Below are 22,321 nucleotides of genomic sequence, written 5' to 3'. Positions count from 1 at the left end.
GGTTTTATTAATATTCAGGAAACAGCGCTCTTAGCCCCCGCATTCAACCTGCGGGGGTTTTGTTTTGCTTAGTATATTATTTTACTGCTGGTCTGAAATTCAGGCCGACAAACAATGAACCCTAAAATTAGATAGGACTAGTCTAATCAAAGATATTATCGGAGTGATGTATGCATAAACCCGCCATAATCATAAATGAACTGGATGCAGAGCGTATCGACATGCTGCTTGAACACCCTGAATTCGCTTCATCACCGGTGGCTCAGGCACTTAATGCAGAAATCGATCGGGCTGAAATTGTTGCACCAGATGAAGTTCCCGCGGATGTTGTCACTATGAACAGCCGGGTGAGGTTTATCGATCTCAGCACCCAGGAAGAACGGACTCGCACTCTGGTATTTCCTCACGACCTGAAAGACAGCGCTGAACAAATTTCCGTTATGGCACCTATCGGCGCAGCCTTGTTAGGAATGCGGGCAGGCAATGATATTAGCTGGCATTTACCAAACGGTACCGTCACACAGATTAAAGTACTGGAGATATTGTCTCAGCCAAAAGTTGGCTAAGTATCGTAGTCCGGTTCAAAAATGAGATAGCAAATAAGTGCAGCAACATAACGCTGCACTTTTAATCCAACAGCAAACCTAAAACTTCGTCTTCTTCAACGCCAGTAAATACAACAGGCGTTTCACCACAAAAGCACTCAGCAAGAAAAAATCAGAACCAGCATTGCTGAAACGGCAGGCAATTCAAAATAGAGGGTATAGGCTAAGGTTACGCCAATAGCCGAGTCCACCTGATCGCTGAAGATAAAAAAAGCCCGGTTTCGAGTGGGTAAGGTGCCCGGGGGAATACCCAGTCGTCTTTTCATCCATGAGTTAGGCAACTCCAGCAAAATATAGCCAAGCCCGGCAAACATCCCTGCCAGCAGGCACTCTTCTATTAGCACTGGCAATATCTGTTGTGAATGCAGTTGAGCGATAGGTATCCACAAAAGAGAAAACAGCGCGGTTAACAAAGGAACCAGCAACAGTCCACGCCAGGTTTTATTGGCACCGAAGCAGGAGGGAGCCAGAGGAATATTTAGCGCAGAAAAACGGTGATATTTAACAATGACCATATGGGCACAGCCCCCTAGTATCACGGGGATCATCAGATACCAGGCATGTAATATTTTATACCACACAGAAGCCTCTAAAATGGAGCAGGAAGAAAGTGAATGCGCCAGACAAGGTAATCAATACGATGACGCTAAGATGCTTAAATTTATAAAACGGCCGTCGCCACAACATAGCCATGCTAAACAGAAACAGCGTAGTACTAAGCAACAGATAGCCCGGCAACGGTGATAGAACAAAACGTAGCAGCAGATAAGCACTAAGAATAAACAGGCTCCAGAATACTGGCATCCCCAGATAAGAAAGCCCACTGCCACCTTCGATATTACCTACTTCATTAAACACCGAGAGCCGGATAGACCCGCAGGCAATCATCAGCAATAAAAACAGTGACCAGTAGCCATCAAAACCAGAAAGGTATAACACTACTGCCGGTGAAATCAGGTAAATCAACTGATCCATAAACCCATCAAGATAACGCCCAAAAGCACGAACCAGTTTATTGCGACGAGCCCAGATACCATCGAGTGCATCGGCTAACATGGCAAGAAATAGCCAAGAAACCGATAAAAATAACTGCTGATGCAGAGCGCAAACCATCGCAATGGCACTAAAAAGTAATCCAAGCAATGTAATGCAATCGGCAGAATTTAAACGTACGAGAAAATGAGATTGTTTCACTAAGCCTCCCGGTTCAAACGGCAGGCTGTTAAAGCATTTTTTACCAGTAAACTTTTCAGCTGCAGACGGTTAATTTTACTGTTATGCCGAACATCAACCGGCATCTCCGGTATTTGGTAAATTCGGGTAGCATCTGCCAGCTGTAGCTCTTCCAGAATGACCGCCAGATCTTGTGGCAGGCTGGTACACTGCAAAATCAAAGCAGCATTCCCTTCCGGATGGGCTACCAAAGCACAACGATCTATCTCTTTAAGATCGTTAAGCCTTTTTTCAAGCGTATAGGGATATATTATTCGTTGCTGATTTACCATGATCCCGTCATTGACTCGCCCCAGCAGCCATATTTGCCCTGATTCATCGAAGTAACCTACATCTCCGGTACAGTGCCAGATTCCACCCTGTTCTCGAGGAATTTTATGCAGCCGGGTAGCCTGCGGATTATCAATATATTCCGACAGCACATGAGGCCCGGCCACCAGAATTTCACCGATTTCACCGGCAATCGGTGCTTTAAGTGCCCCTGAATCTCCGGACAGCATGATTTCCCGCAGGCAGATCTCAGCAACCTCTATCGGCTTACCAACCAGATAGCCATCATGTTGCGACCAATACTCGGTTAAGGTTTGCAGATCGATAGAAGCAATAGGCTCCGCTTCTGTTGAACCATAAATGACATGCTGCTGTGCCAGAGGAAAAACTTGCAGGCAGCCCAAATACAACGCTTTATTGCCCGGTGCACCACCGATAACAACCTGACGAACCTTAGGAAAGGTTAAGCCCTGCGTTTGTGCATAACGGATAATTTTTTGCATATAAGCGGGGGCACCACTGATGCGTGTAACACCAAAGCGACTAATTTGCTGAATAACATCAAGGGGATTGACCTCACCCGGCTTAGCAAAATCAAAATGGGGTAACAAACTCTGTAGTCCGGTACTCAAAGACTGCAAAACAAGCACAGGAAAACTATGTAAATCAACATCATGAATTGTTGAAGGAAAATTATTTTCGATAGCCAGATGCTGCTCCATCAGGCTACCGTGAGTCCGATTTGCCCCTTTTGGGGTTCCTGTAGTACCGGAAGTAAAGGTAATCAACCCGGTAGTCTCTGATGTAAGAGACTTACAAATAAACATGTCATCCGGTGGGTTAAGACTGGCCTGTAGCTGCTTCATACCAAGTATTGGCCCGTCAACGACCCATCGTTTTATCCGCCAGAGCTCAGGGAACAACGGCCAAAACTTACCTATTGTCGCGATGGTAATAATCCCCTTAGGCTGACAATGTCGCAGTGCCGCCCGAAATTGCGCTTTGGGCAAGCCTCTCTCCGGCATAACAGCGACAATCCCCAAACCCAACATGGCAACAAGCAGAGGATAGAGATATCGCCCGGGGGGAATCAGCACCACCAGACGATCGCCGGTAGTAAAACCGGACTGAATAAGCTGGCACTGATAATGTCCTGCCAGATTAATAAAATCCCGATAGCTCAGGTGAACACTCTCGTTGTCAGATAGTGGAATACTGAGCGCCATGTTATCGGGGCCACGCTCAGCGGACTGAACGATAAGCTGACACAGATTCATCAGGATAGCTCCTTACTATAAAGTGCATAGTGATGATGGCTCTGATTGACTCCACTAAGCATGGATCTGGACATAAGCAGGCTTGTGTTATCGTCACGCATCATCGCCCCGCCAATACGTGGGTAGTGCTGGCGAGTATATTGAAAAAACTGATTACACAAATGGCCAAGCACACCCGAACGTCGGAAACGAGGGTGTATCGCCACGGTTTTGCACAAATTGGCCTCTGCTTTGCCGTCCCGATAAACCGGGAGTGCGATGGTCAAACCCGCAATGTCTCCACTCGCGGTTTGAGCCAACATAGAAGAATGGGGGCAAAAACGTTGAATAAAGGGCTCACCACAACGCTGTTGAAACTCATCCCACTTTAGCGGAGTGTAAGCGAAGCCATGGCTAAACAGGCGATCGACAAATTCAAACAATCGACGCTGTTCGCGCATCCATAAAGCTGGAGTCAGCGGATGAATTTCAATATTTGGCATGGGTAGCCTTTTGATCCGCCGATAGTGTTGTGACCAGTTATTTGCTGCGGTGCTGGCATCATCGAAAGTAGAGATATAGCGATGCTTAATGCTAAATCCTAACTGTTCCAGCAAAGTTCCATAGTAGGGTGGATTGTAAGGCTCCCCTGAGAAAGCACCCTTATCAAACTGGTTCAGGCGAATGCGATACTGACCAAAAGTGGAAAAATTAATCGGCCCGTATAGTTGAGTAATACCGTATTGCTTTGCCCATCCGGCAAGGGCGTTGAACAAATGTTGATTGCAGGACAGATCGTTAATACTTTCCCAAAAACCAAAAAACGCCACCTTCTGTCCCTCGACCAAATGGGAGGGTAGAAAACCCGCCAGACGAGCCTTTCCGGGGATAGTGCCTATCCAGGCCTTCCCCTGCTCAAACCATGGATTCTGCTGGCTAAACTGTTGCTCAATTGACGGCTGATTTTCTCCTGGCCAAAGCGGATCATGGCGATAAATCGCCTGCGGAAGCGACAAGAAAGCGTCAGATAGCGATTGGTGGGGCAGCCATTCAGAGGCGTTAATCATGCCAGCGCATCCTCCGATATATTTTCTTCGACCACAGTCTGGATCTTTTCCTCCAGATCCAGACGCGTCACCGTACCGGCTCCCCCGTCCATACGGACATACTCACCATTACGCAATAAACGGGTGATATTAGGAATACCGACAATGGCAGGGATTCCCATCTCTCTGGCTACCACCGCAGAGTGAAACAAAGTAGAACCTCGCTCTATCAGCAACCCGCCAGCCGTTGGAAATAGCGGCGCCCAGCCGGGATCGGTTCGCTCAGTGCACAAGATCTGTCCGGACAATCTCATCTTCAGGTGATTTAATTAAGCGCACCGTGGTTTCCACGATACCGGGGTAGCAACCAATACCATGCAACTGATTGATATCTGATGAAGTTTCTTCCACCTGATGAGGATAGGCAAAGTCATGCTGCTGGAACAAAGAACCATGACAATAGAAATGATGGGATAAATCTTCTGCCTCATAGCCGGCATATTCCTGCTGACGGGATTCAACCAACGGCTTAAGCTGAGTTTGAACCGCAGTTCCTTCGTAGCCGCTATAGATCTCATTCAGGGTGAGATAAAAAACATCACGAGACTGAGAGAGAATACCTTCCAGCGCATACTGACGGCCAAGTTGATTAAACAGGTCACGGTAGAGTCCAATCATTCGGGTACGAGTAAAGCGCATATTTTCCCGATGGCGAATGGCCTGGCGAAGTCGGTTCAAATGGCGTTTAAACGAGCGCATACGGCGATTACCCAGTTTTTGCTCAACGGCGCTAAATGCCCGATTCTCCGCTTCGGTACGTAACCCTCGTTCTCTGGCAGCCAGTGATTCTGGCGTTAAGTCGTCCAACGTCAGATAGTTTTTTAAGATGGTGAACAGAAACCGGGAGTCATAACGAAGCGTTAAGGTTTCCAGCTTCATTTCCCCCATAGTGCGATCGCCATATTTTTCAATATAATCATTACACTGCTGGTAGAAATGAGGATTCTGCGTTTTAAGCTGGCTTAACAGCGTATCCCCCTGCCCCTGCTCAATAAGTTTACGCAATTCTGGTTTAGAGCGGACATACTGACACATGACCAACAGTTCTTTGGTCGGCTGAGTACTCTCAATATCCTCTTCGCCGGAGAGTAAATCGCCCATCAGGGCCGCGGTTTTTTCGACACCCGCAGCTTCCAGAGTACGGTACACCCGTCCGTTATACATCATGACGTAAAAATCATTAAGAATTGGCGTCGTCCAACGCTGTAGCAGATGAGTATCCAGATACTTAAGCTGTTCTGTCAGTTGGTTCGCGGTAAGCGTATGCAGGCGGTCACGAGGAATGTTTGCCGTGAGGGTTTTGAACTGTTGTAAAAACTGCTCTACGTTTTTATCCATATTACGGAATGCGGCCAGCAGTCGAACCAAAGCTTTGGCCATGCCCGGCAATTTACTGGCTTTCTCCCACAGGCTAAACTCACGGGATTGGATAAAATCCACCTGGTCCGTCAGTCCCATCATCCGTTCCATATCCTGCTTATTGGTTTTGAATGATGGCAACATCAGCAAGCCGCGATACCAGTTATTAATATTGTAATAAACTCGCCCTTTAATCAGCCCCAGCATGTTATCTAACATGTCCTGAGACTGATTAACCTGTTTATCAGAACAGCCAAGAATACGCATGGTTTGCTCATATACCGTCGCATAGGCGGCGCTGGCAAAAGAAAAAGTCAGCGGCGTGGTTACTCCACAATAGGACTCCTGAATATTGGCGTTATTAAATACCAGATTACGATCAACAGGATCGGCAACTTTCGGCAAGCGGGTAATCGGACGAGTTTGTAATATATAGAGCTGCTGGTCTTTAATCGTCCACTCAATATCCTGCGGGCAACCGCAATGGCGGGCGATGCTATTGCCCGTATCCCGTAACGCATAAATTTGTGCATCGGTGAGGGTTTCGGCCCACTGGTTGTCCTGAACAATATCTTGAGTGACAGTACCTCGCCGACTGACTTTATCAAACACTAACGCAACACGTTTTTCGACAATACGGCGTTCTATCTCATCCTTAAACAGATGAACACTAAACTCATCGGTATCACATTCACCGGAAACCACTCCTTCACCAACGCCCCATGCCGCGGAGATTAACCCATGCTGCCGACTCCCGGTCACCGGATGTGCGGTAAACATCACGCCGGACACTTCACCGTCCACCATTTTCTGAATAATCACGGCACAGCGGATATTATCCATCGGAAGTCCCCTGTGCAGCCGATATTGCAGAGCCCTTGTATTAAAAGCAGAAGCCATCACAGCACAGATGCTTGCGCCGATCGCTTCAAAACCCTGCTGGAACAGATAGCTGTCCATCTGCCCGGCAAAAGAGGCATTATCCGCATCTTCACCTACCGCGGATGAACGAACAGAGAAAAAGGTATCGGGATAGTCCACCAGCAAAGTGCAGAGCTGCTGTTGCAGGCCTTCTGGCAATGCTGCCTGTTGTATTCGCTGACGCAGCGGAGCGGCAAGCCTTTCCAGCGCCTCAAGGGTGATATCTGCAGTCACAGTGGTTAAACGCTGCACCATTTCGGCGCTAATCGGATCCTGAGTAACGATTTGAATCAGGGTATCGCTGGGTACCACCCACCATTCTGGTACCGGATACTGCTCCAGCGATAGCCATAAAAGGTTGGCGGCTTTTCCACCCAATTGATCCTGAGTTAATTGTACGGCCTGATGTTGTGAATATAAGTCTGTCATAGAGTCCATTTGAGCGCTCCGGTGAAGTCAGCTATCCAATAGAAAACCCACTGAATAAACTGGCAAACCTTGCACGCCTCCCTTAGTTAAAATGAATTCGTGGCGCTATGACTGAAGCGGAGTTCGCGTCAGCTCAATAAGTTTGCGCAGGGTCTGCATAGCGCGATCGATAAATGGGTAGTGGCTGACATGATGAGCCATTAAATAGAATGGAATACGCCGTAGCCAAAAGTCGTGGAGCGCCAACACATAGCCTCTCTGCCACTGAATAGGATCAATAGCGGTTTGACTATGCTGCTCTAATTGCTGACGGTGAAGTTCGAGGTAGTGCGTCACGGTTTCAGGGCTAATGTCAGCCTGCTGGCTAAAAACCAGCAGCTCAACCAAATCCCGCTGAGGCAAGTGTAATGTAGCCAACTCCCAATCCCAGACGCACAGCTCCAGTTGCTCATCAACCTGACGAAAAGCAATATTGCGTGGATTAAAATCGTTATGCACCAAAGTGCGCGGCATCTGCTCTATCTCACGGCACCAAACTTCTGCGTTTTCTACCCATGATAAGAAATAATCGTGTTCTGAAGGGGTAAAGTAATGGGTTAATTTTTCGGCCATGAAATCCGCAAATGCATGCAGCAGAGGGCGTTGCGCCAGAGTACTCTTTGTGTCCTGTAAGCAGATTTCAGGAAATTTCTGTAACAATGCTTGTTCCTGCCCCAACCAAACGGCATGGATTTCTGCCATACCCGCGATTGCCGTTTCAATATAGCAGGGTTGCCACTGGTCAATTTGATCGGTGGTATCCATCAGCGCTAAACCGTGGAGTCGCTCTTCAATTAAGGCATAGGTTTGCGTTTTATCATCGCGAATCACGCCATAAATCATTGGCATGTAGCGTGTCAAACGCGGATCCTGCTGATTCATCACCACCACTTCCCGGCAGTGAGTGTTAAAAAACTCTATCAGGTGTGTCGAATCTGAAATCGCCTGAAGCAGAGCCGGAGAACATTTTTCTGCAAGAAACTTCATCATGGTGAAGATATCTTGATCCAGTGGCTTAAGCTTCAACATCACCGGAATATCCTGCCGGGCGGCATTAGTCAGGGTAACAGGAATCAGTCCCATCAACCTGTTGGAATGCCGGGCACTCAGCGTGGTCAGCAGGCTGTGTTTATCATCTGAGCTCGACTGTATCTCAACAGATACCGGTGGTTTACTCCCCCAAACCGGGTTATAGGCCGCCGTGTGGAAAAAAGCCACATTGAGATCGGTTAACGCTACCGGAGCGGTTGCAAGCTGTGGACGATTACGTCCCAGTTTTTCATGGGATTTAGCAAACTCATCCGCAGCAATGGCCGACAGCGTAGAGATATCCAGCGCCAGGCAGTAACTGGCAATAATTTCAGCCAGTTTGCCGGTTCCCTCTGGCCCGGAACATCCCAACATATTTAAACACTCACGCTGATGAGGGAGATGAGTGCCGCCACCAACAGTTCCGATAACCAGAGAAGGTAGTGTGATGCTGCAATAAAGCTCTCCATCGTCGTTCAGAGCCATGCGTAAATGCGCTACGGAAGATTCATGGACACAGGCAATATCTTGTCCCAGAGCGGTAAATAGCGCAGCAATAACATTAGCCACATTAATATTCATACCTACCATACCGGCAGCGACAGCGCCTTCCGCCACATGATGGTAAGCATTAATTAACTGAACAGGAGTGACGCGCAAGATAGATTTACACACTGCTGCACTCAAGTGAACCTCAGCAATCACCCGCGTTCCCCGACCATGAATCTGAGACTGGTAAGAGACTTTCTTATCGCTGGATAAATTACCATCAATCATAAAGTGATGCGGCTTGAGATCCGTAGTCGCCGCTAACCTGTCGAGAATCCACTGGCAGGCATGCCAGGTACAGGTTGTTGTCATATTCTGCCCGGCGGCCGCGGCGGTTTCGTAGATAAAATGGAGATGAACACTACGCCCGATAATCTGGGGCGTTAAGGCCACCAATTGCGCATAACGTGAGTGATTAGCGATTTCGCTGCGTAAATCATCAAGGTATTTTACTACCCAGTGACTGAATGCCATCGCCTGTATCACACTACCAAATTCAAAATGTGGTACGCGCATCATGCGCTGACCCAACACCCGAGCCGTTGCTCCGCCGGAGCGGGTAATAGCCGTTGCACCCCGTGAAATAGAAGCGATCAGTGCACCTTCCGTTGTTGCGAAAGGAGCATAAAACAGACCTTGAGCGTGGAGGCCGTGAATTTGCAACGGGCCGCCAATACCGACCGGAACCTCCACTGAACCAATAAACCCTTCAATCGTGTTAGATAGTGCGCTGGCATCGAACGAGTTATTCGCAACCTTATCCAGCGAACACTGCATATGTTTCGACAGATAGGCCAAACGCTGTTGTCGGGCTTTTTCCGTATAGGTATACAGATGACGTGGTGATAACTGTTTTATCGACATAAAAATATCCTACTCATGTCAAACGTTTACGGCAGTGAAAATGGTTATTGCACAGACCAAATAACCAACCGCCATGTAGAGACCAACAATGGCTTCATTGCGCTTTCGGTTGCGGATACAAGGATGGCGTAAAAACGAAGTAAGCTGATACAGGCTCAAAATATAGAACATGGCTAACGGAATTAGGGATAAAGAAGGCATTTCCCCGATAGTTGCCATAATCAACCACAGTTGGATAAGTAACATCACCGAGATCAGTATCACCAGAATAATAAAGACGGTTTTGATCCCATAAATTGAGGAATAGGTAGGAACCTCTTTTCGATCTTCATCCGGGCCTTTGAATTTACGAGTAATTTCAAAAATGAATCCGGCAGTAAAAGAGAGCAACATCAATATTTGCATCGGAACACTGAGTGTAACGCCCGGAACCGCTATGTTAGCCAACCACCAGATGATTAATGGCATAACCAACATATGGGAGATCGCGTAACAGGTCAGAGATTGATTGAGCCACTGACCAATAAAAAACTCTTTGCCCATCAGACAAGTCCAGATGAACAACAGCACTCAGGCTAAAGTCGCCCCTGCGATACCACCATCAATGACCATACTGCCGAATAGCTGTAGTGCAATACATCCCACTCCTACAACTTTAAGATGCTTAAGCGTGATCAATCCCCGTTGAAGTACTCGCTGAGGATGGTTGTTACAATCAATCAGATAATCTTTATGTTCATCAAAAATCCGCAATAGCAGAAAATAGGACCAGGACACCAGACAGCCCAAAATGATATTCCATGAGAAAATTACCTCTCTCTTTTCTGAACAGGCCGCTACGGCGTAAGCAACGATAAATAACAGAAAAAAGAAAGGGGCATTTGGCAGAGGAAAACGTTCATGTATCCATAGCATAAAACGCTGTATTAGCGGTTTTTTATATATTCCATCATCTTTCATAAATAACTCTCATCTGGTTTTGAACAACGGGATAGCGGTATGTATTAATCCAAAGTACGGTGATAGAAATAGAGACCAAGCAGCATAAATCCGAAAGTAAATCCAATCAGAGGCCAAACATCGGACCACATTTCAAAGATGGTATTCCCCTTCAGAATCACGCCTCGGATCAGCCGGAGAAAATAGGTCAAGGGTAAAAAAAGAACCAATGATTTGCGCCCACTCAGGCATCCCGCGGAATGGAAACATAAATCCGGTCAACAACACCGAAGGCAAGAAGTAGAAGAAGGTTAGCTGCATTGACTGCAACTGGTTTTTAGCAAAAGCGGACAGCGCAATACCCACCGCCAGACTAGAAGCGATAAACAGTAAAATAGCGATAAACAGCGAAAACAGATCCCCCAGAATCGGCACATTAAACAGATAAACCACCATAAAGCAGATCACTACTGACTGAACGCCACCAATAATCACATAGGGAGTAATTTTTCCGATCATCACCTCCAGAGGCGTCGCTGGCGTTGCCAGCAGGCTCTCCATGGTGCCGTTTTCACTCTCTCTGGCAATGGCAAGACCCGCCATCAATACCAATGTCATCGTCAGGATAATCCCCAGTAATCCGGGCACAATGTTGTATTGCGTTATTCCCTCCGGATTAAACAGCTTATGCTGGCGCACATCGATGGAAACCTGTGGTGTCAATGTCTGCTGTGCTTTAGGCAAGTTTCTTTTCAGTACCAGCTCCGGCAACATATTCGCAGCCATCAGCGGTAGCGTAATGGCAGCAGGATCTGAGGCATCCGCTTCAATAAGCATATTGGCCTTTTCACCACGTAATATTTTGCGAGTAAAATCAGAAGGGAAACTGATAACAAACTGTACCTTTCCCTGAGCCAACGCCTCTGCCGCCTGTTGCTCGGTGGTGAATTCCGTTTCAAAAGAGAAATAGCCGGAATTATGCAGTGCATACAGCATACTGCGACTCATCACGTTTTTATCTGCATCAATAACCGCGGTGGGTAAATGGTGAGGATCCGTATTAATGGCATAGCCAAACATAATAATTTGCATCAAAGGAATGATGATCAACATCCCGGCGCTTAACTCGTCTCGCCGTAATTCCTGCAATTCTTTGACGACAATTCCCCACCAGCGGGTTATAGAAAATAGATGCATGGGTTAATTCCTGACGACGATATTTTGTTGATGCTGTTTAATTAAGCGGGCAAAAATATCCTCCAGCCCGGTATCCACCTGAGTCAGACGATAATCCTGATGAAATGGAGCAAGTGACCGATCGAGTAACACGGAATCGCTACCGGTGACATGCAGTACATTGCCCAACAGGGTGGTATGTTCAACGCCGGGTAGTTGTAGCAACTGCAGTTCCAGATGGCTGAGCTTTTCACCGCGTACCGCCCAGGTGATAAGCCGTTGTTGTTTAATCACCTCATCCACGCTGCCCTGAACCAGCAGATTGCCGTAGGCAATATAGGCAATTTGATGGCAGCGTTCGGCTTCGTCCATATAGTGAGTACTAACTAAAATAGTCACTCCACTGTCTGCCAGTTGGTGCAATATTTGCCAGAATTCCTGCCGGGCATTAGGGTCAACCCCAGCGGTAGGTTCATCCAACAATAAGAGTTTCGGGTTATGTAGCAAGCTGGCAGAGAGCGCTAACCGCTGTTTCCAGCCGCCAGATAACCGTTTAGCCAGTTGATGGCGATAATCCTGTAAGCCCATTTGTTGCAGGATCTCTTCAACTTTATTCTCTCGTTGCGGGATAGTTTGTAACCGGGCGATAAAGCGTAAATTCTCTTGTACCGTTAAGTTTTCCCACAGAGAGAAATGTTGGGTCATATAGCCTACATGACGTTTGATCGTCTCTTTTTCACGATAAAGATCAAAACCGAGACAATGACCGGAGCCGGAATCCGGCGTCAGCAGGCCGCACATCATACGAATAGAGGTGGTTTTACCGCTGCCATTAGGGCCGAGAAAGCCGCAAATCTTGCCGGTATTGATCTCCAGAGTGAGGTCTTTGACTACATGACGATCGCCAAAATACTTATTCATATTCTGGACGCTGATAGCCAGCCCACTCATAACGAAAGATCCACCGTCACAGGCATTCCGGGATGTAAATCCTCCGCCTGACTTTCGGAAGCTTTGGCTTCGATTAAAAAGACCAGTTTATCTCTGCGTTCATTACTATAAATAACAGGTGGAGTGTACTCCGCATCAGCGGAGATATAGTCAATGGTCGCACCGATTGGCGCGGTTCCGGGCTGCAGAATCACTTTAATTTCTTTCCCGACTTTTACCAGCGGTAACTGTGTCGCGGAGATAAAAAAGCGAATTTTATGTTTACCCGGCGGCAGCAGGCTAACAACAGGACTGCCTGCAGGAACCCACTCACCAACCTGATAAAAGGTATCAAATACCTGAGAGGTTACTGACGCATAGCGCGTCATCTGGTCAAGTGCCCACTGGCTTTGGTGAAGCGCCGATTTTGCTGCTTCAATGCGGGCAGTTTGAGCTTGCTGTTGGGCATCGCGGGCAGGTAACTTATCAGCAGAAAGGCGATTTTGTAGCTCCTCAACCACCGCCGCTTTTTGATTATAGTCGGAGCGATGCGTCTCCAATTCGAACTCGGAGATAGCTCCGCTTTTAGCCTGTTTCTCATTGCGGGTCAATTTTGAATAGGCAAGCCGTTTTGCAGCGATTGCACCGTTAAGCTGGGCACGTAAAACATCTAATTCCGTTGTTCTTCTGCCAGACTGTAAATCAGCAAGATTTGATTGCTCTACATCTAACTGATGCTGTGCCTGTAAATATTGCTGAGTTTCGCTTTCACTTTCTAAAGCAAACAATAATGCATCAGGCTGAACCCGATCGCCTTTTTTGACGGAGAGTACTTTTAAAACACCGGAGGCAGGAGCAGCAATATACATAAAGTCTCCTTCTACATACCCCTGGATCAACAATTCATTTTTATTATCACAAGCTGAAATCAACCAGGGTAATAAAATACACACTGCTAATTTTTTAAATTTAATAGTGAATTTTAGTGATAAAGAGAACATCAGGGAATTATCCTTTTCCATAAAAATAAAATAGCGAAATGGAGCAACTCCATAGAATGGATTATCTATTAATTATCTTATCGATATTTATTTATCAGTATGCATGACGATAAAAACCAAGTCACGACAATATAATCAAGTTTCCATAAAATATATTTTTGAGAATACTTAAATCATCTTAGCTATTTATCACCCATGGTATTTTAACGATTTAATAACAACGTAGAGAAAATAAATCAACGCCTTATAATTTAAAAAACCATATTAAACAATAGATATGATAGTGTTACAGCGAATAAAAAATCAAAAACAATATATGCATCATATTGTTATGGCCAATATAAAACACTTGTCATTTACAAGCTCTTTACTTTAAATTTATATTGATTTTATTTAATAATATGACAGTAAATATCATTACCTTATTGCTAAGAATTTATACATTTTATATAAGCCAATACAATAAATTAATTTCCATTTACTTAAATTATTTTATTCATGCCTTACTTGTTTAATGATTATGATTATTCCTTTATTTCCCGGATAAAGATAGTTCGAGTATTAAAAAAAAGGAAATTATTTAAATTAATTCTTTATTGAAAGATAACAATCAACAAAACGATTACCAGAGCATTCACAAAACAGTATGTCCGGTAAAAGTCAGTTATTGGAATATGAACAGGAAGGAGGAGGGCTAAAGCTGATTAAATTAGTTAAAACTTAACGCTGGTACAGCAACAGGAAGTAAATTCAAGCTACTGTAACCAGCTTATTTCATCTTATGTTCTATCTTCTGGCAACACTCACTTACTCACCAGCAATCTTCATCTGTTCCAGCAGAACGGAACCGCATTGAATATTGCTGCGCGTTTCGATGTCATCACCAATAGTCACCATATTACGGAACATATCTTTCAGATTACCCGCAATAGTAATTTCACTAACCGGATACTGGATTTCACCATTTTCAACCCAAAAACCAGCTGCACCACGGGAGTAATCGCCAGTTACTGTGCTCACTCCCTGCCCCATCAGCTCCGTGACTAACAGACCGCGATCCAGCTGTTTTGACATGGCATTAAAATCATTGCCCTGGCCTTTGATGCGCCAGTTATGGATACCACCAGCATGGCCGGTATTGGTCATATTTAATTTGCGTGCTGAATAACTGGTCAGAAGATAGGTTTCCAGCACTCCGGCTTTGACGATATCCCGGGTTTGAGTACGGATACCTTCACTGTCAAACGGCGTTGAAGCCATACCTTTCAGCAGATGTGGATATTCACCAATCGTCAGCCAGTCAGGCAAAATCTGTTGACCTAAGTGATCCAATAAGAAAGAGGATTTGCGATAAATATTTCCACCACTGATGGCAGAAACTAAATGACCAAATAGCCCGGTAGCCACTTCAGCGGCAAACATAACCGGTGCCTGCATCGTTGCCAGCTTACGCGGGTTCAGACGAGCCAGCGTACGACGAGCGGTTTCCTGCCCAACCCACTCAGCGCTTTTCAAATCGGCAATATCGCGCCCAATGGTATAGGCGTAATCCCGCTCCATATCGCCATTATGTTCTGCTATCACACAGCACGACATGGAATGGCGGCTGGAGCAGTAGCTTTGCAGCATACCGTAGCTGTTACCATATACTTTGATGCCGTAGTGACTGTTAAAACTGCCGCCTTCACTGTTGGTAATACGGCTATCCGCAGACATGGCGCTGCGTTCTGCCAGTGCTGCCTGCTGAATAAAACGCTCCGCATCCAGTTCCGTTGGATGGAACAGGTCTAAATCCGGCGATTCAAAAGCCATCAGATCACGTTCACCCAGCCCGGAATAAGGATCCGGCGAAGTATAACGAGCAATATCCAGTGCGGCCTGAACGGTACGGGCAATAGCGTCCGGACTTAAATCCGTAGACGAGGCATTGCCCTTACGTTGCTGGTGATAAACCGTAATGCCTAACGCACCATCGCTGTTAAACTCCACGTTTTCCACTTCACCAAACCGGGTAGATACGCCAATACCGGTAGATTTAGTAATGGCAACTTCCGCTGCGTCTGAAGCGACTTTAGCAAGCTCCAGAGCCTGGGCAACCGCCTGCTCTAACATTTTACGTTGTTCTGCAACTTGAGTGACTATTTTCATTGTTCAGGGCTCTGCCATCATCAGAAAAGAATTGAATGAAGTTTAACAGGATATGCGTCCGATTTCGCAGAAAGCCAACAACCTGTTAAGATTAATCTCCAGATTTCGTCCCCGGCACTAGCCTATTCGGACGCTGTTTATCCTATAATAATGGAAAAACAGAAAGAGATTAATGGATTACCCATTTTAAGCATCCTGATTTAGGTTAAGTAACAATATGAATAAATTCGATAATGACAACGAATGGCTTGATGACGAGCTTCCCGGCGAAGAGCAGGAAGACGATGAGATCATTTGGGTCAGTAAAAGTGAAATTAAGCGGGACGCTGAAGCACTCAAAGATCTCGGCACCGAGTTAGTTAAGCTGGGGAAAAACGCTCTGGAACGTATCCCATTGGATGAAGATCTGCGCGCGGCCATTAATCTGGCGCAGCGGATTAAAAAAGAAGGCTATCGCCGTCAAATCCAACTGATTGGTAAAATGTTGCGTTCACGGGATGTAGAACCCATTCAAACCGCGCTGGATAAGCTGAAAAATCGCCATAATCAACAGGTATCTCTGTTCCATAAACTGGAAAACCTGCGTGACCGTTTGATTGACCACGGTGATGATGCTATCTCTGATGTATTGGAGCTTTATCCTCACGGCGACCGCCAACAGCTGCGTTCACTGGTACGTGCCGCACAAAAAGAGCGTGCAGGAAATAAACCACCAAAAAACTCACGTTTAATATTCCAGTATTTAAAAGAGTTGGCTGAAGCCCCTCAGGAATAACTATCCGCTATCTGATGTTACCAGCACTCTTGCTCTGCTGAAGTTCTGGTAACATCATGATGCCATTCATCCCCATCCTAAGCATCCTCGCTCTTCCTACGCTATTTTTAGCGTTACTCTTTCTGACCATCAATGACGAAATATCAAAAATCCCCACTCTGGATGTGCCCGTAACCTCTAAGTCCACCTACCTATAAATAATTAGAATACCCATAACTTTATTATGGGGAATCAAAAAATGAAAAATAACACAATGTTTACCCTCGTTACCGGTGCTCTGGTCGCTGGCTCTTTATTTAGTGGAAGCTTAATGGCACAGGAATCACTGGTACTCAACGGGCACAATCTGACATTAGCCGATGCCTGGAGCGTAGCCGCTCAGGGCAAGAGTGTAAAAATCGATCCTGCGGCAATGGAACGGGTAAAAAAATCAAATCAACTACTGATGCTGGCGGCAGAACAAGGCGTGCCGGTTTATGGTTTAACCGTTGGCGTTGGTTTGAACAAAGACAAATCACTGTTCGATGCCCACGGTCGTTTAAGCCCGGAGGTGATGGAGGCATCTAAAGCCTTTAACCGTAATGCGCTACGCGCCCACGGAGCAGGTGTTGGCCCGGATATGCCCGTAGATATGGTTCGTCTGGCCATGGTGATTCGTCTGAATACTATGTTAACCGGAGCCACCGGAGCGCAGCCTTACGTAGCAGAACTGTATGAGAAGTTCCTCAATCAGGGTATTACACCTGTAGTACCTTCCCAAGGGTCGGTCGGGGAAGCGGACATTACTCTGGCTTCCCATATCGGCGATGCCATGATGGGAGAGTGGCGCGTTAGCGTAAACAACAACGTAATCCCTGCCGGAGAGGCGCTGAAAAATGCCGGTATCACCCCGCTGGATCCTATTGGTAAAGACGCCCTTTCCATTCTGTCCACCAACGCTATCTCTACCGCTTACTCTGCAAAAGCGATTATGGATGCACAGCAAATTGTCGATATTACGCCGGTGGTATTTGGTCTGAGCCTGGAAGGGCTAAACGGTAATGTCTCTCCGGTGCTGCCACAGAATATTAAAGTTCGCCCATTCTCCGGACTGGATGACAGCGCTAAATCAATCCGTGATGTTCTGACCGGTTCCTATTTGTGGGAGAAAAATGATGTTCGCCCGCTGCAAGACCCGCTCTCTTTCCGCACTACCGTGTTTGCCTTAAATGAAGCAAAACGTGATTTGGTTAATGCTCAACAGATGCTATCAGTTCAAATGAACAGCTCTGACGATAACCCTGCCGTGATTCTGGACGCAACTCAGGAGTATGCAGACAATAGCCAGGTTAAACAGTACTACGTACAGGGTAAAGACGTTAAAGGGGCCATCTACCCCAGCGCCAACTTTGAGCCGCTGCCGCTGGCTTTAGCAATACAGAAACTGTCGCTGTCATTAGGCCATCTTTCCCACAACAGCGTGCAGCGCACGCTGCATTTATCTGATGACCACTTCACTGGTTTAAGCCGTTTCCTGACAGCAAAAGATAATCCCGGTCATGCGTTTGGCGCAATCCAGAAGCCTCAGGTTGCACTGCATTCTCAGATTGTTGATTTAGCTAATCCGGTCTCTCTGGATGGGCAAGTCATGGCTGGCACCATTGAAGATACCTTCACCAATAATCTGTACGCCTCTCAACGCTTACAGCGCATTGTCGACAACATGAATGTGATATATGGCCTGGAGTTGCTGCATTCCACTCAGGCTATTGATTTACGCAAAGCGATCATGCCGAAGATGACCATGGGGAAACAGACTGAGGCGCTGTATCAGGCTTATCGCAAAGTGGTTCCTTTTGTCGATCAAGACCGTATTTACAGCGATGACATCAAAAACGGTGCCGATATGGTTGCCGGTTATCACAGCCAGAAATAGAGGTGGAAAGGGAATTATTATGAGTAACAGCAAAAAAACGTTACCGCCAGACAGCATAAATAACCCAACCCGGCGCAGCTTCCTGACAAAAGGAGCGCTGCTGGCAACGGGAGGTGTTATGTCTCTGGCTATGGCACCGACTCAGGCAGCACCGGTAACCATCAATGTGCCAGAGACGGTCACCGGTGGCAGAACCCGTTTTCATCAAATCTATGATGTGATTGTGGTTGGCAGCGGCTTTGCCGGCCTTGCTGCCGCACTGGAGGCAAAAAGTCACGGACTGAGCGTTTTAGTTATAGAGAAAATGGCCGTATTTGGCGGTAACTCGACCATTAACGGCGGCGCTTTCGCCGTTGCCGGTTCGCCACAGCAAAAAGAGGCCGGTATTCAGGACTCTCCGGAGCTGATGTATCAGGACATGCTAAAAGCGGGTCGTGGGTTGAATCATCGGGACATTCTGCATGTCCTGGTTAATGGCACTCAGGAAGCCTATGAATTCACGCTTAAACACGGTGTCCGGTATAAACCTTTTGTTCAACATTTCGGGGGGCATTCTGTTCCCCGTACCCTGCAAACCGTTGAAAGTTCTGGTGCCGGAATTATCATGCCGATGCGTCAATCAGCACAAAAGCTGGGGGTTATCTTTAAGTCTCGCTGTAAGTTTGAATCCTTTATTCAGGATAATCAGCAAACCGTAGTGGGCATTGAAGTCAAAGAGAATTACTACTTTCCCGATGAAAACTCCGGATTACAAAAAAACTATGGCGCTCGCTATGGGGTCATTATGTGTAGCGGCGGCTTCAGTAATGACCTGCGTTTTCGCATGATTCAGGATCCTCAACTGGTTAGCGATTTAGATACCACTAACCATCAGGGCGCTACCGCAGAAGGCATTCTGGCAATGCTAAAGATTGGAGCAACACCGGTACAGCTCGATCTGATTCAACTGGGGCCCTGGTCGTCTCCGGATGAGAAAGGTTTCGGTAACGTCTCTCAATTCAATACCATTGCCGGCTATCCCATGGGGATTATGGTGGATGCACGTACCGGTAAACGTTTTACCAACGAGCTGGCTGACCGTAAAGCCCGTGAAGATGCCATCCTTGCTCAGCGCGATGAACAGGGAAAACCCGTCTATCCCATCTGCTTCACCAATAAGGAAGGGGCAAAAAATGCCCAAAGCTTACCTGCCGCATTGAAATATCAGGTCGCCTGGCAATTTGACACTCTGAAACAGCTGGCAGACCACTTCGCTCTCCCTTATGAAAATCTGCAAAAAGAGGTGGATGAGTACAACACTGCCGTTGCCAACGGCAGTGGCGATCGCTTAGGAAAAGATGTTAGTCGGGCAATTTCACTGGCAGAAGGCCCCTATTTTGCGGTTCGCGTCTGGCCCAAAGTGCATTACACCATGGGTGGTGTGCAGATTAACCCAAATGCTCAGGTGTTAAATTCACTCACGGGTAACCCTATTCAAGGGCTCTATGCCGCAGGTGAAGTCACCGGTGGCCCACATGGGGCCAGCCGGTTAGGCAGTTGCGCTGTTGCTGATGGATTAGTGCTGGGTCGTATTGCCGGAGCTCATGTCGCCACTCAAACCGCCAACCCACTGTTTAGCACTTCAGATTCAGATAACGCCTGAGGAGACGGGAGAAACTTATGTCTATCTATCAACGTATCGCCGTCATCTTGGTTGCGCTGTTTAGCCTTTCTGTCTGGGCGCAAAACGATAAACCAACGGCTGACGACGCAAAAGCATTTCAGCAAAAGTTAAGTGACATTACCATTAAACCTTACCACCAGCCGCTGGCAGCAACAGGCCGCGATACCAGTTGCCAGCTTTGCCACGGCGCCAAAACGCCAACCACACCCGCTAACGACAGTAATTGCCTGACCTGCCACGGCAGTCTCGACCAAATTGCCGCTATGACGGAACCGAAGTCAAAAGAGGGTCATCCGGAACCTAATCCGCATAACTCGATTCACTACGGTAAAGATGTTCCCTGTAGCACCTGCCATAGCGAACACAAACCATCACAGGTCTATTGCAACAGCTGCCATTTATTCAAATACCCGAATATGAAACCCTGATGAGGATGTTATGAAAACAATATCAATGGGGAAATGGCTGGGGCACCTGATCCGTTCACTGAGCCTGTTGGGGTTACTCACTCTTAGCCACGGCGCTCTGGCAACTGAAGTCAATAATAGTCAGTGTCTGAGCTGCCACAGTGACAGTGATATTCACGCGGTCACTTCTGATAATGCAGGGGCAAAACTGTTCATTGCAGAAGAAGCCTATCAGGAGAGCGTTCACGCCACGGTTCCCTGTGTTGCCTGCCACCAGAGCGAGCAAGGCAATGCCGGATTTGATGCGCTTCCTCATACGCAAACAACTGTTGCTACCAACAGTTGTGAAAGTTGTCATGGGTTGGTACAGCATAAAATCACCGATGCATGGAAAAACAGTGTTCATATCAGCAAGATTGAGAAGGATGGGAAGAATAAGTTCAGTTGTGAATCCTGTCATGATGCACATACCATGCAAAGCAGCGTGATAACCAAACCTACCGTGCAACAGGTTGCCTCTTCTAATGCCTTGTGTACTGACTGTCACACCAGAGCAGTAGAATATCAGGCGCTTTCTGGCGGCAAAAAAGTAACAGAGCAGGATTTGACTCACGCCTCTATTCCTAATGCCGCTTTGCATTTGGGTTCATTACGCTGCATTGACTGTCATGCTGGCAGCAACGATCTGACATTACACAATATCGTGCCGGCAAAAGAGAGCGTCAGCTGTAATCAGTGCCACAGCGACGAGTCTATTCTGGTTCAACGCCGCCATTTTGCACCAACGGAGCAAAACATCGCAGGTAGCCGACTGAATCAGGGGCTATTTGATGATAAATCGCTACAGGATAAGCTGAACTCACTGGGTGGGATTCCGGCCCAACAAGAGATTCAGTGGGTTAATGGGTCACTGTTTAACAACAGCTATCTGATTGGTGCTAACGGTGATGTACGACTGGATCGCGCCATTATGTGGCTGGCCGCTGCCCTGCTACTTATTCTCGCGTTACACGGTTTATTGCGTCTGGTCATCAGCAAAACACAGCCAGGCGGTCAATGGCATAAAACCTATCTGTATACCTTACCGGTTCGGGTATGGCACTGGCTAAATGCGCTCTGTTTTATTCTGCTATTGGCATCGGGCATTGCGATGCACTTTAGTCAGGGTGAGCTGGCAACCTGGGCCGATCTGCACAATATCACCGGACTCACGTTGTGTGCCGTGTGGGTGCTATTTATTGCGGTAAACCTGCTGGGTAATGGTCATCACTATGTAGTAAAACTTAATGGTTTGTTGGGGCGTCTACTGCGTCAAACTCGCTATTATCTGTTTGGCATCTTCCGTGGAGAAGCCCATCCGGAGCACCCTTCAGCACAGAGCAAATTTAATCCTTTGCAACAATTAGGTTATGTCGGCGTAATGTACCTGATAGTGCCACTGCTTATCATCACTGGCCTGTTGATGCTGTATCCGGAATACACCCCTGAAGTAATATTTGGCCTGCCGGGTAAACAGTTGGTGGCCTATAGCCACTATCTGCTGGCTGCGATGTCATTATTGTTCCTGTTGGTTCACCTCTATCTGTGTACCACAGGAGATAGTCTGACCACGCTTCTGAAAGGTATGATTGATGGTTATCACCGCCATAAAAGTGGTGGGGATTAACTGTAAAAACGGTGATATCAGTCCCCCGGGTTACGCCGGGG

The 22,321-nt window shown here is 46.9% G+C and carries 19 protein-coding genes; 6 read left to right on the top strand and 13 right to left on the bottom strand.

What is annotated here, in order from left to right:
- Positions 1-170: 170 nt before the first annotated feature.
- The gene (gene rnk, locus I2494_RS16005; protein WP_218467857.1) at positions 171-566 is read left to right on the top strand and encodes a nucleoside diphosphate kinase regulator; all 396 of its coding nucleotides are present in this window, start codon (positions 171-173) and stop codon (positions 564-566) included.
- A gap of 137 nt (positions 567-703) precedes the next feature.
- On the opposite strand, the gene I2494_RS16000 is transcribed toward rnk, so the two are convergent.
- From I2494_RS16000 to pmbA, 13 genes are all read right to left on the bottom strand, one after another.
- A complete protein-coding gene (locus I2494_RS16000; RefSeq protein WP_228350992.1) occupies positions 704-1,120 on the bottom strand; it encodes a CDP-archaeol synthase in 417 nt (138 codons plus the stop codon).
- Positions 1,121-1,175: 55 nt separating this feature from the next.
- On the bottom strand, positions 1,176-1,799 hold the full coding sequence (locus I2494_RS15995; protein ID WP_218467856.1) for a CDP-alcohol phosphatidyltransferase family protein: 624 nt from the start codon (positions 1,797-1,799) through the stop codon (positions 1,176-1,178).
- Positions 1,799-3,385, bottom strand: coding sequence for an AMP-binding protein (locus I2494_RS15990; RefSeq protein ID WP_228350991.1), 1,587 nt, complete (start codon positions 3,383-3,385; stop codon positions 1,799-1,801). The genes I2494_RS15995 and I2494_RS15990 overlap by 1 nt, the downstream gene beginning before the upstream one ends.
- Positions 3,385-4,431, bottom strand: a complete 1,047-nt coding sequence (locus tag I2494_RS15985; protein WP_218467855.1) for a hypothetical protein — start codon at positions 4,429-4,431, stop codon at positions 3,385-3,387. Before I2494_RS15985 ends, I2494_RS15990 begins: the two co-directional genes overlap by 1 nt.
- Positions 4,428-4,703 (bottom strand): PEP-utilizing enzyme, encoded by a 276-nt coding sequence (locus I2494_RS15980; RefSeq protein WP_267081316.1) that lies wholly within the window; start codon positions 4,701-4,703, stop codon positions 4,428-4,430. The genes I2494_RS15985 and I2494_RS15980 overlap by 4 nt, the downstream gene beginning before the upstream one ends.
- Entirely contained in the window at positions 4,693-7,188 is a 2,496-nt protein-coding gene (locus tag I2494_RS15975; RefSeq protein ID WP_228350989.1) for a phosphoenolpyruvate synthase, read from the bottom strand. Before I2494_RS15975 ends, I2494_RS15980 begins: the two co-directional genes overlap by 11 nt.
- Positions 7,189-7,284: 96 nt before the next feature.
- Entirely contained in the window at positions 7,285-9,660 is a 2,376-nt protein-coding gene (locus tag I2494_RS15970) for a hydroxymethylglutaryl-CoA reductase (protein ID WP_218467854.1), read from the bottom strand.
- An 18-nt stretch (positions 9,661-9,678) separates the two neighbouring features.
- Entirely contained in the window at positions 9,679-10,203 is a 525-nt protein-coding gene (locus I2494_RS15965) for a UbiA prenyltransferase family protein (RefSeq protein ID WP_228350988.1), read from the bottom strand.
- A 27-nt stretch (positions 10,204-10,230) separates the two neighbouring features.
- Positions 10,231-10,620: a UbiA prenyltransferase family protein gene (locus tag I2494_RS15960; RefSeq protein ID WP_228350987.1), complete on the bottom strand. Its 390-nt coding sequence runs from the start codon at positions 10,618-10,620 to the stop codon at positions 10,231-10,233.
- Positions 10,621-10,752: 132 nt separating this feature from the next.
- Complete coding sequence (locus I2494_RS15955; RefSeq protein ID WP_218467853.1) at positions 10,753-11,796, bottom strand: ABC transporter permease; 1,044 nt, start codon at positions 11,794-11,796, stop codon at positions 10,753-10,755.
- A gap of 3 nt (positions 11,797-11,799) precedes the next feature.
- On the bottom strand, positions 11,800-12,726 hold the full coding sequence (locus tag I2494_RS15950) for an ABC transporter ATP-binding protein (protein WP_218467852.1): 927 nt from the start codon (positions 12,724-12,726) through the stop codon (positions 11,800-11,802).
- On the bottom strand, positions 12,723-13,574 hold the full coding sequence (locus I2494_RS15945) for an HlyD family secretion protein (RefSeq protein WP_218467851.1): 852 nt from the start codon (positions 13,572-13,574) through the stop codon (positions 12,723-12,725). Before I2494_RS15945 ends, I2494_RS15950 begins: the two co-directional genes overlap by 4 nt.
- A 939-nt stretch (positions 13,575-14,513) precedes the next feature.
- Positions 14,514-15,854, bottom strand: a complete 1,341-nt coding sequence (gene pmbA / locus I2494_RS15940) for a metalloprotease PmbA (protein ID WP_218467850.1) — start codon at positions 15,852-15,854, stop codon at positions 14,514-14,516.
- 217 nt (positions 15,855-16,071) lie between these two features.
- On the opposite strand from pmbA, the gene yjgA reads away from it, so the two are divergent.
- The 5 genes from yjgA (at position 16,072) to phsC (ending at position 22,280) form a co-directional block, all read left to right on the top strand.
- Entirely contained in the window at positions 16,072-16,629 is a 558-nt protein-coding gene (yjgA, locus tag I2494_RS15935) for a ribosome biogenesis factor YjgA (protein WP_218467849.1), read from the top strand.
- 238 nt (positions 16,630-16,867) lie between these two features.
- A complete protein-coding gene (locus tag I2494_RS15930; protein ID WP_228350986.1) occupies positions 16,868-18,544 on the top strand; it encodes an HAL/PAL/TAL family ammonia-lyase in 1,677 nt (558 codons plus the stop codon).
- A 19-nt stretch (positions 18,545-18,563) separates the two neighbouring features.
- On the top strand, positions 18,564-20,186 hold the full coding sequence (locus tag I2494_RS15925) for a flavocytochrome c (RefSeq protein ID WP_218467848.1): 1,623 nt from the start codon (positions 18,564-18,566) through the stop codon (positions 20,184-20,186).
- 17 nt (positions 20,187-20,203) lie between these two features.
- Entirely contained in the window at positions 20,204-20,635 is a 432-nt protein-coding gene (locus I2494_RS15920; RefSeq protein ID WP_218467847.1) for a cytochrome c3 family protein, read from the top strand.
- A gap of 10 nt (positions 20,636-20,645) precedes the next feature.
- Positions 20,646-22,280: a thiosulfate reductase cytochrome B subunit gene (gene phsC / locus I2494_RS15915; protein ID WP_218467846.1), complete on the top strand. Its 1,635-nt coding sequence runs from the start codon at positions 20,646-20,648 to the stop codon at positions 22,278-22,280.
- Positions 22,281-22,321 lie beyond the last annotated feature (41 nt).

It is taken from the genome of Limnobaculum allomyrinae (assembly GCF_016649425.1).
In the GTDB taxonomy this organism is placed as follows: domain Bacteria; phylum Pseudomonadota; class Gammaproteobacteria; order Enterobacterales; family Enterobacteriaceae; genus Limnobaculum; species Limnobaculum allomyrinae.
The sequence above is the reverse complement of the archived record's forward strand: the minus strand, read 5'-3'. Positions and strand labels throughout refer to the sequence as shown.